General features: G+C 30.8%; 13 protein-coding genes and 1 pseudogene. 7 read left to right on the top strand and 7 right to left on the bottom strand.

Annotated features, from left to right (window positions below; translation table 11 throughout):
- Positions 1–74: 74 nt before the first annotated feature.
- The gene (locus tag AC2D6T_RS10540; RefSeq protein WP_484681465.1) at positions 75–2,987 is read left to right on the top strand and encodes an FAD-binding and (Fe-S)-binding domain-containing protein; all 2,913 of its coding nucleotides are present in this window, start codon (positions 75–77) and stop codon (positions 2,985–2,987) included.
- A 4-nt stretch (positions 2,988–2,991) separates the two neighbouring features.
- Positions 2,992–3,993, top strand: a complete 1,002-nt coding sequence (mgrA, locus tag AC2D6T_RS10535; RefSeq protein WP_484681464.1) for an L-glyceraldehyde 3-phosphate reductase — start codon at positions 2,992–2,994, stop codon at positions 3,991–3,993.
- Between the two features lie 11 nt (positions 3,994–4,004).
- Here mgrA and AC2D6T_RS10530 read toward each other — a convergent pair whose 3' ends face one another.
- From AC2D6T_RS10530 to cysS, 6 genes are all read right to left on the bottom strand, one after another.
- Positions 4,005–4,823: a lysophospholipid acyltransferase family protein gene (locus AC2D6T_RS10530; RefSeq protein WP_438988445.1), complete on the bottom strand. Its 819-nt coding sequence runs from the start codon at positions 4,821–4,823 to the stop codon at positions 4,005–4,007.
- A 47-nt stretch (positions 4,824–4,870) separates the two neighbouring features.
- Positions 4,871–5,506 carry an NUDIX hydrolase gene (locus AC2D6T_RS10525; RefSeq protein WP_484681463.1) on the bottom strand — a complete coding sequence of 212 codons (636 nt, stop codon included), beginning with the start codon at positions 5,504–5,506 and terminating at the stop codon, positions 4,871–4,873.
- Positions 5,507–5,786: 280 nt separating this feature from the next.
- A complete protein-coding gene (locus AC2D6T_RS10520; RefSeq protein ID WP_438988447.1) occupies positions 5,787–6,098 on the bottom strand; it encodes a DUF6787 family protein in 312 nt (103 codons plus the stop codon).
- A gap of 4 nt (positions 6,099–6,102) precedes the next feature.
- Positions 6,103–6,939 carry a prolipoprotein diacylglyceryl transferase gene (gene lgt, locus AC2D6T_RS10515; RefSeq protein WP_438988448.1) on the bottom strand — a complete coding sequence of 279 codons (837 nt, stop codon included), beginning with the start codon at positions 6,937–6,939 and terminating at the stop codon, positions 6,103–6,105.
- A 78-nt stretch (positions 6,940–7,017) separates the two neighbouring features.
- A complete protein-coding gene (gene yidD / locus AC2D6T_RS10510) occupies positions 7,018–7,257 on the bottom strand; it encodes a membrane protein insertion efficiency factor YidD (protein ID WP_484681462.1) in 240 nt (79 codons plus the stop codon).
- An 89-nt stretch (positions 7,258–7,346) separates the two neighbouring features.
- Entirely contained in the window at positions 7,347–8,825 is a 1,479-nt protein-coding gene (cysS, locus tag AC2D6T_RS10505; protein WP_484681461.1) for a cysteine--tRNA ligase, read from the bottom strand.
- Between the two features lie 317 nt (positions 8,826–9,142).
- Here cysS and meaB point away from each other — a divergent pair, with 317 nt between their 5' ends.
- On the top strand, positions 9,143–10,210 hold the full coding sequence (gene meaB, locus AC2D6T_RS10500) for a methylmalonyl Co-A mutase-associated GTPase MeaB (RefSeq protein WP_484681460.1): 1,068 nt from the start codon (positions 9,143–9,145) through the stop codon (positions 10,208–10,210).
- Between the two features lie 84 nt (positions 10,211–10,294).
- Here meaB and recG read toward each other — a convergent pair whose 3' ends face one another.
- Entirely contained in the window at positions 10,295–12,409 is a 2,115-nt protein-coding gene (gene recG / locus AC2D6T_RS10495; protein WP_484681459.1) for an ATP-dependent DNA helicase RecG, read from the bottom strand.
- A gap of 79 nt (positions 12,410–12,488) precedes the next feature.
- Between recG and AC2D6T_RS10490 the strand changes: the two genes are divergently transcribed.
- The 4 genes and pseudogenes from AC2D6T_RS10490 (at position 12,489) to AC2D6T_RS10475 (ending at position 15,980) form a co-directional block, all read left to right on the top strand.
- A complete protein-coding gene (locus AC2D6T_RS10490; RefSeq protein WP_484681458.1) occupies positions 12,489–13,706 on the top strand; it encodes an RsmB/NOP family class I SAM-dependent RNA methyltransferase in 1,218 nt (405 codons plus the stop codon).
- 69 nt (positions 13,707–13,775) lie between these two features.
- On the top strand, positions 13,776–14,642 hold the full coding sequence (locus tag AC2D6T_RS10485; RefSeq protein WP_484681457.1) for an endonuclease I family protein: 867 nt from the start codon (positions 13,776–13,778) through the stop codon (positions 14,640–14,642).
- 21 nt (positions 14,643–14,663) lie between these two features.
- Positions 14,664–15,119, top strand: a pseudogene (locus tag AC2D6T_RS10480) (fibronectin type III domain-containing protein); the annotation flags it as partial.
- 15 nt (positions 15,120–15,134) lie between these two features.
- Positions 15,135–15,980 (top strand): T9SS type A sorting domain-containing protein, encoded by an 846-nt coding sequence (locus AC2D6T_RS10475; RefSeq protein ID WP_484681499.1) that lies wholly within the window; start codon positions 15,135–15,137, stop codon positions 15,978–15,980.
- Positions 15,981–16,113: the final 133 nt, after the last annotated feature.

Raw genomic sequence — 16,113 nt, 5'->3', positions numbered from 1 at the left:
AAGTTTTTAGACATAGAAATATTGCGTTTATTATTCAGATATTTGCATAAACAGTTACTTTTTAATAGTAAATAATGATTGATACTAGGCCTTTACAAAACTTACATAAATCACTTTCTGGTGATGTTTTATTTGATGATTTACACAAAACATTATATGCCACAGATGCTTCTGTTTATCGTAAAATACCTTTAGCAGTTGCTTTTCCTAAAGATGAAAAAGACATCAAAATTTTAATCGATTTTGCTACTAAAAATAACATTACTTTAATACCAAGAACTGCAGGTACATCTTTAGCAGGCCAATGTGTAGGAGATGGAATTGTAGTTGATGTTTCTAAGCATTTTACTCAAATTATTCATTTTAATGAGCAAAACAAAACCATTAAATTACAACCAGGAATTGTAAGAGATTCTTTAAACGTTTATTTAAAACCTTTTGGGTTGTTTTTTGGTCCTAACACATCAACATCTAACAGATGTATGATTGGTGGTATGGTGGGTAACAATTCTTCTGGAAGTACCTCTATTAGATATGGTGTTACTCGTGATAAAGTATTGGCTATAGATGCTATTTTAAGTGATGGTTCTTCAGCTACTTTTAAAGAAATTACATCAGAAGAATTCATCAACAAAACCAAAGAAAATAGTTTAGAAGGACAGATTTATCAATCCATTTATAAGGAATTGAATTCAGCATCTGTACAACAAGAAATTAAAAAGGAATTCCCTAAAGAAACCATTCATAGAAGATGTACTGGTTATGCTGTAGATGAGTTTTTAAAATCAGATTTGTTTGGAGGCACAGAACCTACGATAAATGTTGCTAAATTATTAGCAGGAAGTGAAGGAACTCTAGCTTTTTCGACAGCAATTACTTTACAGCTAGATACAATTCCACCGAAAGAAAGCATCATGGTTTGCTCTCATTTTAAAAGCATTAACGAGAGTTTAAAAGCCACATTAACATCCATGAATCATAATTTATACAATTGTGAATTGATGGATAAAACCATTTTAGATTGTACTAAAAACAATCGCGAATTGGCAAAAAACCGTTTCTTTTTACAAGGAGATCCAGAAGCTGTTTTAATGTTAGAAGTTGCTGCAGATACTTTACCAGAAGCAGAACTTTTAGCAAACAAATTAATAAAAGATTTAGAAAAAAACAATTTTGGGTATCATCACCCAAAAGTATATGGATTAGATATTGCTAAAGTGCATTATTTACGAAAAGCTGGTTTGGGTGCTTTAGGGAATATGGTGGGAGATATGAAAGCTGTGGCTTGTATCGAAGATACTGCTGTTGCACTAGAAGATTTGCCAAATTATATAGAAGAGTTTACCAAAATTATGGCAAAATACAAGCAAAATGCTGTGTATTATGCGCATGCAGGTGCTGGAGAATTGCATTTACGTCCTATTTTGAATTTAAAAAAATCTGAAGACGTCGTGTTGTTTCGAAAAATAACCACAGAAACTGCTAAATTGGTAAAAAAATACCAAGGTTCTTTTTCTGGTGAACATGGAGATGGAATTGTACGTGCAGAGTTTATTCCGTTAATGATTGGTGAAAACAATTATCAATTATTAAGAAGAATTAAAAAAGTATTTGATAAAAATAACATATTTAATAAAGGAAAAATTACCGATGCTTTTCCAATGGATAAAAGTTTGCGTTATGAAATTGACAGAACTGAACCTGAAATTGAAACCATTCAAGATTTTTCTGATAGTGAAGGCATTATAAAATTAGCCGAAAAGTGTAATGGTTCTGGAGACTGTAGAAAGCCTGTAGAAGCGGGTGGCACTTTATGCCCAAGTTATAGAGCTACTAAAGATGAAAAAGATACAACTCGTGCAAGAGCTAATATGTTACGTGAGGTTTTAACCAACAATACAGCTGCAAATAAATTTGATTCTAAAGAATTAAAAAAAGTTTTAGACCTTTGTTTAAGTTGCAAAGCTTGTGCTTCTGAATGCCCAAGTAATGTAGATATTGCTACTATGAAAGCTGAGTTTTTGTATCAATATCAAGAAACAAATGGTTATTCTTTTAGAAGTAAATTATTTGCAAACAATGCCAAACTTAACAAATTAGGGAGCCTCACTCCTACTTTAGCCAACGTGGTTTTAAATACTAAAATTGCAAAATCTGCTATGGGAGTTGCTGTTGAAAGAAGCGTTCCTAAATTGGCTAAAAAAACATTAAATAGTTGGTATAAAAAACATAAAATTGTTGAAAAGAACACAAAACAACCTAAAAAAGAAATCTATCTTTTTAACGATGAATTTACCAACTTTTACGATGTAGAAATTGGTAAAGACGCACTTTATTTGTTAGAAAAATTAGGATATAGCGTTACTATTATCAATCACGAAGAAAGTGCAAGAAGTTATATCTCTAAAGGGTTTTTAAAAGAAGCCAAAGCTGTTTGCAATAAAAATATTGCTATTTTTAAAGATATCATATCTAAAGAAAATCCGTTAATAGGTGTAGAACCTTCTGCAATATTAACTTTTAGAGACGAATACATCAGATTAGCAGATGATAAAAAATCCGCTTCAACAATAGCAAAAAACACCTTTACTTTTGAAGAGTTTTTGGCTAACGAAATAAAAGAAGGAACTATTAGCAAAGACCGTTTTACAAAAGAATCTAAGGCTATTAAAATTCACGGACATTGTCATCAAAAAGCATTATCAAGTACAAATGCTAGTTTTCAAATTTTAAATTTACCAGAAAATTATACAGTAACCATATTAAATACAGGTTGTTGTGGTATGGCTGGTTCTTTTGGTTATGAAAAAGAACATTATAAAGTAAGCATGCAAGTTGGTGAAGATACGTTATTTCCTAAAGTAAGAAATTGTAGTGCTGATACAGAAATTGCTGCTGCTGGAACTAGTTGTCGTCATCAAATTTTTGATGGTACAAAACGTACTGCAAAGCATCCAATTACTCTTTTAAAAGAAGCTTTATTATAAAATTATGAGTAAAAAAAAGAACTATATAGCTGATGAAAATCGCTATGAAAAAATAAAATATAGAAGAACAGGTAATAGTGGTTTATTGTTACCGGAACTTTCTCTTGGCTTATGGCATAACTTTGGTGATAATGATGATTTTAAAAACGCTAGAAACCTTTTAAAATGTGCCTTTGATAACGGAATTACACATTTTGACTTGGCCAATAATTATGGACCACCTCCTGGTTCTGCCGAAAAAAACTTTGGTAAAATTTTAAAAAAGGATTTTAAACCTTACAGAGATGAATTGATTATTTCTTCGAAAGCAGGCTATGGTATGTGGCCTGGACCTTATGGAGATTTAGGCTCGAAGAAGTTTTTAGTGGCAAGTTTAGACCAGAGTTTACAAAGAATGGGACTAGATTATGTAGATATTTTTTACCACCACAGACCCGATTATGATACGCCTTTAGAGGAAACAATGGGAGCTTTAGATTTGATTGTAAGACAAGGGAAAGCTTTATATGTTGGGATTTCTAATTATCAACCAGAAAGAGCTGCTAAGGCTTTTAAAATTTTAAAAGAATTAGGAACTCCTTGTATCATTCATCAACCTAGATATAATCTATTTGATCGATGGATTGAAGATGGTTTGTTGGATTTATTAGACAATTCTGGAGTTGGAGCAATTTGTTTTTCTCCTTTGGCACAAGGCATGCTTACTAATAAGTACATTAATGGATTGCCACAAGATTCTAGAGCAGTAAAAGAAAGTCCTTTTTTAAATACAGGCCAAGTTTTAGAACATCTACCAAAAATTAAAGCGCTAAACGAAATTGCTAAAAATAGAAATCAGAATTTAGCACAAATGGCTATTTCTTGGATTTTAAAAGATGATAGAATTACTTCAGTCTTAATTGGTGCCAGTAAAACAGACCAAATTATAGACAGTTTAAAAGCTACAGAAAACACCTCTTTTTCTGATGATGAACTAAATAATATTAATGCCGTTTTAAAAGAATAAATGAAACAATTTTAAGAACTCCAAAATTCTCTCTTTTTATTCAATTCTTCTTCTTGATTTAAGTATTCTTCTGCTTCTTTTGGAGATAATACTTTTAAAAAAGAAGGATGCTGCTCGATAGCATATTCTATTTTTGTAACTATATCTGCAATTTCTTCATTCTCGTAATCAATTTCTAAAGGTTCTTTAATAACCATAGATTGTAATACGTTTCTTTTTTTTATTACCAATCCTTTTTTATCAAAAGAACGTCTAAAACCATCTATCACAATAGGTACAACAACTGGTTTACACGTTTTTATAATATGTGCTGTTCCTCTTCTAATTGGTTTAAATGGCGTAGTTGTACCTTGTGGAAAAGTAATTACCCAACCATCTTTTATGGCTTTTTGAATGTTAGAAATATCAGAATTTTTAACCTGTCTGTTAACGTTTTTACCTGCGCTTCTCCAAGTTCTATCAATAGAAACAGAACCTGCGTAAGCAAACAGTTTTGGTAATAAACCAGCACGCATTGTTTCTCCAGCAGCCACAAAATAAATGTTTAATTTCGGATTCCAGATATAACCTATATTTTTAATCGTATCATCTCTACCTTTTAAAGATGCATTAAATACATGAAACATAGCTGCTACATCTGCAAAATAGGTTTGATGATTAGAAATAAATAATACATTTTTTTCTGGTAAATTTCTTAAAATTTCAGAACCCTCTATTTGTAAGTTATTAAATTTACGATAACGTCCGTGAGAAATTAATCCAAAAATTCTAATAATACATTTTTTTAAAAATAAATAATGACCAAATGGATTTTTTTTTAATAATGGCATCTTTGTTAGATAATACTTAGTTAACAACAAATTTACAAAACAAAATGTTAAAATGAAGAATTAAAGAGTTGTTTAATTTCTGATAACATCATAGCAGTAGCACCCCAAACTATGTAATTATTTAATTTAAAGCAAGGTGTATTAACTTTACCCATATAGGATGTTGTTAATAGTTTTGTTGTTATTGAATTATCATTTAATAAATCTTTTAACAAAACCTCTATTGTTTGCTCTACTTCGTAATTTTTTTTAAAAATGGGTTTTTGATTTACAAATCCTATAAAAGGTGTAGCCAAAAAATTACTTGGCGGTATAAAAACAGAAGTTAACTCTCTAACAATTTGTATTTCTGATGCTATTACCCCTACTTCTTCATAAGCTTCTCTTAAGGCTGTTGATTGTAAATTTACATCTGTTTTATCTATTTTACCTCCTGGAAAACTAATTTGTGCAGAGTGTGTACCTTTATAGGTAGCTCTTTCTATTAATAAAAAAGTAGTTTGGTTATTTTTGTTAGGATAAAAGAGAGCTAAAACAGCGGCTTTTTTAGGATTACTTAGTCTAATTTTATTGGCATCGTAGCGTTTTCTTAATCCTGGTGCTAATTTAAACTGCGCTTCTAAACCCCCTAACTTTTCTGTTTTTAAACTATTTAAATTGCTTTTAAAAGTGTCAAATTTCAAACTGTTTTCTCTATTTTAAGCTAATTTATATATTTCTATTTTAGTGTAGCAATTTTTGATAAGAAATTTGAACATGATATGTGTTATGGAAACTAAATAAAAAAGCGATTAGTAATGCTTTCGATACCATTGAATTTATTGCTACATAATTAACAAACGTAAAAATGAAAATTTTATTGAAGTTGATTGATTGCGTTAGGGATTGAATCATTTGTTTGAGCTCTTTTTTCTTATTTAGAAAAAAAGCGAGTGCTGAAAGCCCGTTAAAACGCCCAAAAAATTAATCTTCTTTTTTAAATAAAAAACCAAAACCTAATCTGCTTAAAAACTTTTTTTCAAACGCCCAGAAAAATTTAAATTGCCCAAACAACCAACCTACAATGGGTAAGGTTAATTGATAAATTGGAAAAATTAATAAAATCCTTAAAGGCCAGTAGATAAAACCAGATACTGTGTCTGGATTTAAACCGATAAAATTTGTTAAGGGTTTTGCTACCCAAGCCGCAAAAGAGCCGTTTATTGAAAAAACGATAAAAATAGCTGCTAAACTCCAATTACTTTCAATATTCCACCTCTGTTTTAATTTTTCCATATAATTAAGCTTCTTTATTTTTAGTTTTACGTAACATTAACCAAACACCTATTAATACAAGTGGAATACTTAAAACTTGCCCAGTATTTAACGGACTAAAAAACCACTCTTCTCCTCTTTTTTGTACCTGCGGCTCTTTTAAAAATTCGATTACGAAACGTAATGACCATAAAACAACCATAAACAAACCAAATAAATAACCAGTTAGTTCTTTTTTGTTGGTTTTCCAATACAAATACCACATTACAAAAAATAAAGCTAAATAACTAAATGCTTCGTATAATTGTGTTGGATGTCTGGGTACAGTTTCTCCAGCTGCTTTAAAAATTACCCCAAAATTAGAACCTGTTTCTTTCCCGTAAATTTCTGAATTGAAAAAGTTTCCAAAACGGATGAAAAACCCAGCCAAAGCTACCATAATTGCCAATCTATCTAAAATAAATAACCAAGGTTGTTGTAAATGTTTCTTAGCATAAAAATACATAGCAATTGGAATTCCAATAGCTGCGCCATGGCTTGCAAAACCTGTAAAGCCAGTAAATCTCCAACCTTCTGCAGATTTTTTAAAGGGTAAAAATATTTCTAACAAATTATGCTGATAATAATTCCAACTATAAAAAAATACATCTCCTAAACGCATACCTATTAGCATAGAAACAAAAACATACATAAATAATGGGTCCATTTTTTCTGTAGGAATTTTGTCTTCTATATAGATTTTTTTCATGAGTCTTAAACCTAATAAAAAAGCAGTTACAAACATTAAACTGTACCAACGTATGGTAAAAAAACCTAAATCTATTCCTATGGATGGATCCCAATTGATTGCTATAAAACTCATATTTACTATTTTTATTATTGTTATATCTTGTGATTTTTTAATTTCAATAATCACTAAAACTGACAATTTTATTTTTTTCTACTCTTTTTTTATTTTTTCAGGAACAGGGTCGTAACCACTGCCTCCCCAAGGATGACAACTAAAAATTCGTTTTAAAGCTAACCAACCACCAGAAAATAAACCGTATTTTTGCAATGCTTCTATGGTGTAATGTGAACATGTGGGACTGTATCTACAGGTTGCTGGTGTAAACGGTGATATAGCTGTCTGGTAAAAACGAACTAATAATATGAATGGATATGAAAGTATTTTTTTCAAAAATATAATTTAATCATATTTAAAAGTTATCGATACAATTTTGATGAATAATAGAAATCATTTGTACTGACATCCTAATAGTATTTTAATTAATTTACTGAAAAAGTAGTGCCTTCTTTACCATCTTTTAACTGAATACCTAATTTAATTAACTCGTCTCTAATTTGGTCAGATAAAGCCCAATCCTTATTTTCTCTTGCTTCTTTTCGTAATTTAATTAACAACTCTACTACTCCATTTATTTTTTCTGAACTGTCTTGTGTTGCCTCATTCATCAACCCTAAAATATCAAAAACAAAAGCATTGATAGTGGTTTTAAACTCTTCTAAATCAGCATTTGTTAAACCTGCTTTATGCTCTTTAATTTGGTTGATTACCTTTACAGCTTCAAATAAATGCGATATTAAAATGGGTGTATTAAAATCATCATTCATAGCGTCATAACAGGCTTTTTTCCATTTTTTCACATCGAAAGTAGAGGCTTTATCAGCTTCTATTTTATCCAAAAATGTAATGGCTTCCATTAACTTAGCATGTCCTTTTTCTGATGCTTCTAACGCTTCTCCAGAAAAGTCTAAAATACTTCTATAGTTGGCTTGCATGTTAAAAAAACGTACTACAGAAGCTGAAAAGGCTTTGGGCAAAATATTATTTTTACCTGATAAAATTTCGTTTGGTAAAATAAAATTCCCAGTGGATTTAGCCATTTTTTGACTATTTAACAATAACATATTAGTATGCATCCAATAATTTACGGGTTTTACACCTGAGCAAGTTTGCGATTGTGCAATTTCACATTCGTGATGTGGAAATTTTAAATCCATACCACCACCATGAATATCGAAACTTTCACCTAAATATTTGGTACTCATCACAGAACACTCTAAATGCCAACCCGGAAAACCATCTGACCATGGTGAAGGCCAACGCATTATATGGCGTTCTTCGGCTTTTTTCCAAAGTGCAAAATCTTGTGGGTTTTTCTTGTCTGATTGTCCATCTAAAGCACGTGTATTGTGAATTAAGTCTTCTACTTTTCTGCCAGATAAAATTCCATAGTGATTAGATTTATTGTAGGCTAATACATCAAAATAGACAGATCCATTTACCTCATATGCAAAACCTTTTTCTATGATTTCTTTAATCATTTCTATTTGTTCTACAATATGGCCAGTTGCTGTAGGCTCTATGCTTGGTGGCAAAAAGTTGTAATTTTTTAGCACATTATGAAAATCTACAGTGTAACGTTGTACAACTTCCATCGGTTCTATTTCTTCTAAACGTGCTTTTTTTGCAATTCTATCTTCGCCTTCATCTGCATCATTTTCTAAATGACCAGCATCTGTAATATTACGAACGTAACGCACCTTATATCCTAAATGTAAAAGATACCTGTACACAACATCGAAAAACATAAATGTTCTTACGTTGCCTAAATGTGCATTGCTATATACTGTTGGACCGCAAACATACATGCCAACGTAACCTTCTGTTATGGGTTTAAAATCCTCTTTAGACTTGTTAAGAGAATTGTATATTTTCAATTGATTTTCTTTGTAGAGTTCCATTAAAAAAAGTGACTATTTACAGTGGATAAAGATAGGCACTTTATTAAGAATAGAGAAATGGAAATTGAGAGAAGTTTGGTAAATAGTTTGAAATAGAAATAAGATAAATATTTACTAGAAAATTACTTAATTACAATAGTACTATAATCTGCTTTTAAAGAGATTTTATTATTTGTTTTTAATACAGATCTACTAAAGATTGATGTAAATATTTGGTTGGTTTCATTAAAATAATCTTACTCTAAAGACGATAGATTTTTTGGAGTGTTGCAAAATTGTAATAATTTATTTCTAAATTTACATATTTACTTTTATAAATGAACAAAAATTCTTCTGCATTACATGAAAATGAAGGTGTTTCTCAACCAGAAACAACCAGTAAAACCAGTGCAGAAAAAATAAAACTTAACAGAGCTAAACAAAACTCTGTAGATTTTTTTACTTCAGAAATCTTAAAGGGTAATATTACGTATTTAAGTCGTGCAATTACTTTGGTGGAAAGTACAAATGTGAAACATCAACAAAAAGCAAACGAAATATTAGAGCGTTGTTTGCCACATGCAAATAAATCAGTAAGAATAGGAATTACAGGTGTACCTGGTGTTGGTAAAAGCACGTTTATTGAATCTTTTGGTAAACATTTAACATCCAAAGGAAAAAAAGTAGCGGTTTTAGCTGTAGACCCAAGTAGCGCTGTAAATAAAGGGTCTATTTTAGGCGATAAAACCAGAATGGAACAATTGGTTACCGATAAAAATGCTTTTATTAGACCCTCTCCTTCTGGAACATCTTTAGGTGGTGTTGCACAAAAAACAAGAGAAAGTATCATTTTATGTGAAGCTGCTGGTTTTGATACTATTATTATAGAAACTGTGGGTGTTGGGCAATCTGAAACTGTAGTACATTCTATGGTAGACTTCTTTTTATTACTAAAACTGGCTGGAGCTGGAGACGAATTACAAGGCATAAAGCGTGGTATTATAGAAATGGCAGATGCTATTGTAATTAATAAAGCTGATGGTGAAAACGAAAAAAATGCAAAAATTGCTAAAGTAGAATTTAATCGAGCATTGCATTTATATCCACCAAAAAAAAGTAACTTGCAACCAAAAGTACTTATTGCAAGTGCATTGCACAATACAGGAATTCAAGAAATTGACAACATGATTTCTGAATACCTAACCTTAACAAAAGAAAATAATTATTTTATTGATAAAAGAAATGCACAAAATAAATATTGGTTATTGGCTACTATAGAACAACAATTAAAAGCTAATTTTTATAACAATCCGTTAATTAAAAAAGCTTTAGAAAAAGAAATAGATAAATTAGAAAAAAGCAAAACAACCCCTTTTAATGCAGCAAAACGCTTGTTAGAATTGTAGTTTTTTTGTTTAAAAACTTTAATAAATATAAATTAGTTAAGTACGAGTATAAGTCATTAAAACGAGGTCGTATTCGTAAATACACTAGCTAATTTCACTCCAAATTTTAGAGTGTTTACTCATTTTTACATAGGCTTTTTTAATAGGTGCGTTTTCTGGTTTAGATAAGGTATCATCTTCTTGTAATACAGCCATAGCTGTATTTCTGGCAGCAACTAAAATTTTAGAATCTTTTACAACATCAGCAATTTTTAAATTTAAAACGCCACTTTGTTGTGTACCCATTAAATTTCCAGGTCCACGTAACTTTAAATCTACCTCTGCAATTTTAAATCCATCTGTAGTTTCTACCATAGTTTTTAAACGCGTTTTACCTTCTTCAGATAATTTATAGCTAGATAATAAAATACAATAACTTTGGTCTGCACCTCTACCTACTCTACCTCGTAATTGATGTAATTGAGACAAGCCAAAACGTTCTGCACTTTCTATAATCATTACACTTGCATTGGGTACATTTACACCAACTTCAATAACAGTTGTGGCCACCATAATTTGAGTTTCTCCATTCACAAATCGCTGCATTTCAAAATCTTTATCTGCAGGTTTCATTTTACCATGTACAATACTAATTTGATAATTTGGCGATGGAAATTCTCTAGAAATACTTTCATAACCATCCATTAAATCTTTATAATCCATCGCTTCAGATTCTTGAATTAATGGATAAACCACGTAGACTTGTCTACCTTTTTTAATTTCATCTTTCATAAATTTAAAAACCGACAATCTATTGCTATCAAAACGATGCACCGTTTTTACTTCTTTTCTTCCTGGAGGTAATTCGTCAATTACAGAAATATCTAAATCACCATATACAGACATTGCCAATGTTCTTGGTATTGGTGTTGCTGTCATCACTAATATATGTGGTGGAAGAGAAATACCATCAATTATCCCTCCTTTCATCCACAATTTTGCTCTTTGTTTTACACCAAACCTGTGCTGTTCGTCAATAATAGCAATACCAAGATTTTTAAATTGTACTTTATCTTCTAATAAGGCATGTGTACCCACTAAAATATGTAAACTACCATCTTCTAAACTAGCGTGAATTTCTTTTCGTTTTTTTGTTTTAACAGACCCTGTTAAAATAGCAACCTTAATATTCATGCCTTCTAACAATTCTGAAACAGCAATAAAATGCTGATTTGCTAAAATTTCTGTAGGCGCCATAATGGTGGCTTGAAAACCATTATCTATTGCTAAAAGCATGGTTAATAAAGCTACAATTGTTTTTCCTGAGCCAACATCTCCTTGTAAAAGTCGGTTCATATGTGCACCAGATGCTACATCTTTTCTAATTTCTTTTAAAACTCTTTTTTGGGCATTTGTTAAATCAAAAGGTAACTTTTTACTATAAAATTGATTAAAAACAGCACCAACATTTTCAAAAATAAAACCTTTGTTTTTAGTTTTATTGATGAGTTTTTTACGCAATAATTGTAATTGAATAAAAAATAATTCTTCAAACTTTAATCTGTTTTGAGCTTTGGCTAAGTTTTCTTGACTTTTAGGAAAATGTATATTTAACAATGCATCTCTTTTTAACATCAACTTAAAATCACTTATAATTTCTTGAGATAAACTTTCTTGTATGCCGTCATAAAACTGCTGTAATAAATTTTGTTGATAGGTTCGCATCATTTTATTAGAAAAACCAGAATTGGTTAATTTTTCTGTTGATGGATAAACAGGTTGCATTTTAGTTTGTAGTTTCTTTTTGTACTCTGTTACTAACTCCATTTCTGGATGTGGAATACTAAAACTGCCATTATAATGGTTTAATTTACCATAAACCACATAAGGTTGATTAATTTTTAAAGAATCTTTAATCCATTTTTGGCCTTTAAACCAGACTAGTTCCATAGAACCAGTAGCATCTTGAAAAGTAGCTACTAATCTACTTCCTCTTTTTTGAGCTACCGATTTTACACGTGTAATTTTACCTACAATTTGTACTTCAGCGGTACTTGGCTGTAAGTCTTTTATGGCATAAAACTGGGTTTTATCTATATATCTAAAAGGAAAAAAATGTAATAGATCGTTACAAGTTTTTATACCCAATTCTGCAAAAAGCAATGCCGCTTTTTGTACACTTATACCTTTAATATATGTAATAGGTTGGTCTAAATTCAACTTTTAAAAGTTTGTAAAAACGAAAATACAAAATACCTTTTATTTGACGTATCTTTGCACCCCATTAGATTTAAATAAAATGAGATTACACAGAAATTTAACATTTGCTGTTATAGACAGTATTAGAGATATATTTAACGAAGGTGTTTACGCAGATAAAGCCGTAGAAAAAGCTTTAAAAAGAGATAAACGTTGGGGTGCAAGAGATCGTAAGTTTGTGGCAGAAACCATTTACGAAATGGTACGTTGGAATAGGTTATACGCAGAAATTGCAGAAGTAAAAATACCTTATGATAGAGATAATATTTGGAGATTGTTTTCTGTATGGTGTATTCTAAGAGGAATTGCATTACCAGATTGGAATCAAATTGGTGATGTGCCAGAAAGAAGGATTAAAGGGCGTTTTGCTGAATTATCTAAAATTAGAAAATATAGAGAATCTGTACCAGATTGGATGGACGAATTATGTATATCTGAATTAGGAGAAGCTATTTGGACCAAAGAAATTGAAGCTTTAAATGAGCAAGCCAAAGTAATTTTACGAACTAATACATTAAATATTACCAAAGAAGTTCTTCAGAAAAAATTAAGAGCAGAAAATGTAATTACAGAATTTGTACCTAATCATCCAGATGCTTTGGTATTACCAGAAAGAGCCAATGTATTTAAAACAGAAGCTTTTCACAATGGTTTTTTTGAAGTTCAAGATGCCTCCTCTCAATTAGTAGCTGCTTATTTAGATGTACAACCAGGTATGAAAGTAGTAGATACTTGTGCTGGTGCTGGTGGTAAAACCTTGCATTTATCTGCTTTAATGCAAAATAAAGGGCAAATAATTGCTATGGATATTTACGAAAGTAAATTAAAAAAATTAAAAGTAAGAGCCAGAAGAAACAAAGCACATAATATAGATATGCGTGTAATAGATTCTACAAAACCTATTAAAAAACTATATGGTAAAGCAGATAGAGTTTTAATAGATGCGCCTTGTTCTGGTTTGGGTGTTATTAGAAGAAACCCAGATTCTAAATGGAAATTAAAACCAGAATTTATAGATAATATTAAAAAAGTACAACAAGAAATTTTACAGAGTTACTCTAAAATGGTAAAACCAGGTGGTAAAATGGTGTATGCAACTTGTTCAATTCTTCCATCAGAAAATCAAAATCAAGTTAATACTTTCTTAACATCAGAAGCAGGAAAAGAGTTTACCTTTGTATCAGATAAAAAAGTGTTAGCTCATAAATCTGGTTTTGACGGATTTTACATGGCGCTTTTAGAAAAAAAACAACCTTAATATATTGATAGTATTAAGGTTTAATTGCAGAAAAAGAAATATCTATTTTTTAATTTTTAATAAATAAATATGATGAAAAAATTACTTTTTAGTATTCTTACTTTAACCTCTTTAATCTCTTTCTGTCAAGAAGCTTATTATAGTGATGTTAATTTACAATTATCTGGTACAGATTTAAAAGATGCTTTAGCAACAAAAATTATTAGTACACACACAAACTTATTAAGTTACACTCCTGGTGTTTGGGAAGCTTCTAAGGTTACAGACAAAGATGTAGATGCATCTAAAGTTGTTTTAATTTATGGTTGGGAAAATGGTACTGACCAAGATATTACAAACGACAGAACTAGAGATAATTCTTTACAAGATAGAGGAAATGGTGATAACTTTGTTTGGAACAGAGAACATGTTTTTTCTAAATCTTTGGCAAGCCCAAGTTTGGTAACAAACAATCCAGGTTCTGGTAAAGATGCACACAACTTAAGACCTGCAGATAAAAACAGAAATTCAGAAAGAAATAATTTTAAATTTGCTTTAGGTACTGGTAATTCTTCTCGTTCTAGCGTAACTTACAATGGTCCCGAAGGCCCAAATACAAGAGGTTGGTATCCTGGAGATGAATGGAAAGGTGATGTTGCTAGAATTATTATGTACATGTACCTTCGTTACGGAGACCAATGTTTGCCTACTGCTGTAGGTGTTGGGAGTAATCAATTTACGCCAGATGACATGATTGATTTATTCTTAAAATGGAATGTAGAAGACCCCGTTTCAGACTTTGAAAAAGCTCGTAATACATTTCATGAAAATACTTCGAATACTTATGCGCAAGGAAATAGAAACCCTTTTATAGATAACCCATATTTAGCAACTAGAATTTGGGGCGGAGATGCAGCACAAGATACTTGGGGTATTTACACTAGTAGTGATACATAAGCACCTACTAAGCCTACAAATGTAACTTTAAGCAATATAACTTTAACATCAATCGATTTAAACTGGACAGCTTCTACAGATGATGTTGGTGTTATAGGTTATAATGTTTATGTTAATGATGTTTTAACAAAACAAACTACAACAACAAATACTTCTATAACAGATTTAGAAGCAGGCACATCTTATAGCTTTAAAGTTGTTGCCAAAGATCAAATTAATAGATCTGAAGCAAGTGACATAGTTACAAGACAAACATTATCGGACACAACAGCTCCAACTGTACCTAATAATGTTACAATTACAAATATTACAGATAGCTCTTTCATGGTAAACTGGTCTGCATCAACAGATAATAATGCCGTTGTAAGTTATGACGTTTATTTAGATGATTCTTTTCACGCAAATACAACAGAAACAAATTATACAATCATAAATTTATCAACATCTACTACTTATCGTATAACTGTATTAGCTAAAGACAAAGACAATAATATGTCTGCAAAATCTGCAGCAGCTAGCGCAACAACTACAGATGGTTCTTCTGGTGGTACTGCAACAGAATTATTTATTTCTGAATATGTAGAAGGAAATGGAGGCACTAACAAAGCAATTGAAATTGTTAACCTAACAGGTAGTAAAGTAGATCTTGATGGATATGTTTTAAAATTAGAAAGAAATGGATCTGGTGTTTGGACCACACCTTTAGCTTTAGATAAAGGATCTGTAAAAAGTATTGTTCCTGGTGATGTTTTTGTTGTTGGTAACGGAGATAACTCTGCTCCAGAATTACAACCATATTCTGCATCTAATCCAAATGGACAAGTAGATTTAGTACAACCAAATAACCTTGACACAAACTATGGTCAACCAGTAAACTTTAATGGTGATGACGCAGTTGCTTTATTTAAAGATGATGTATTAATTGATATAATTGGCGTTTTTGGAAATAGCGAAAAATTTGCCATTAACGTAACATTAAGAAGAAACGAAGATATTACTGCACCTAACACTACCTTTGATAAAACAGCTGAATGGACTGCTTTTCCTGAAAACACATTTAACGGCGTTGGAAGTCACACTGTAACTCTAAGTACAAATTCAGAGGCTTTAAACGGTTTCAAAATGTATCCAAACCCGGTTACAGGAAACAAGTTATTTTTTAATATCAACGAAAAAGCAACTATAAATATTTATAATGTCCTAGGTAAATTGGTACAATCAGAAACAATAAAAAACGTAAACAGTTCTATAAACGTTTCCAAGTTATCTAAAGGGATGTATTTATTAAAATTATATACGCAAAACCAATCGATCAGTAAAAAGTTTATCAAACAATAAAAATTAAATTGTGACGTCCTGAAATAGCGTTACAGAATTAATAATCTAAAGGTAGTGATTTTATATCACTGCCTTTTTTGCTTTTATATTGTTTTCTTTTGACTTTATTTTGTTGATGCATTTGATTTGGTGT

It is taken from the genome of Polaribacter sp. YIW18, assembly GCF_057219325.1.
This window is presented reverse-complemented; position numbering and strand designations above follow the sequence as displayed.

Bases quoted from the DNA above. Each gene is read 5' to 3' on its own strand.
- AC2D6T_RS10540 (WP_484681465.1), top strand. From the start codon at position 75: ATGATTGATACTAGGCCTTTACAAAACTTACATAAATCACTTTCTGGT.
- mgrA (WP_484681464.1), top strand. From the start codon at position 2,992: ATGAGTAAAAAAAAGAACTATATAGCTGATGAAAATCGCTATGAAAAA.
- AC2D6T_RS10530 (WP_438988445.1), bottom strand. From the start codon at position 4,823: ATGCCATTATTAAAAAAAAATCCATTTGGTCATTATTTATTTTTAAAA.
- AC2D6T_RS10520 (WP_438988447.1), bottom strand. From the start codon at position 6,098: ATGGAAAAATTAAAACAGAGGTGGAATATTGAAAGTAATTGGAGTTTA.
- lgt (WP_438988448.1), bottom strand. From the start codon at position 6,939: ATGAGTTTTATAGCAATCAATTGGGATCCATCCATAGGAATAGATTTA.
- cysS (WP_484681461.1), bottom strand. From the start codon at position 8,825: ATGGAACTCTACAAAGAAAATCAATTGAAAATATACAATTCTCTTAAC.
- meaB (WP_484681460.1), top strand. From the start codon at position 9,143: ATGAACAAAAATTCTTCTGCATTACATGAAAATGAAGGTGTTTCTCAA.
- AC2D6T_RS10490 (WP_484681458.1), top strand. From the start codon at position 12,489: ATGAGATTACACAGAAATTTAACATTTGCTGTTATAGACAGTATTAGA.
- AC2D6T_RS10485 (WP_484681457.1), top strand. From the start codon at position 13,776: ATGATGAAAAAATTACTTTTTAGTATTCTTACTTTAACCTCTTTAATC.
- AC2D6T_RS10475 (WP_484681499.1), top strand. From the start codon at position 15,135: ATGTCTGCAAAATCTGCAGCAGCTAGCGCAACAACTACAGATGGTTCT.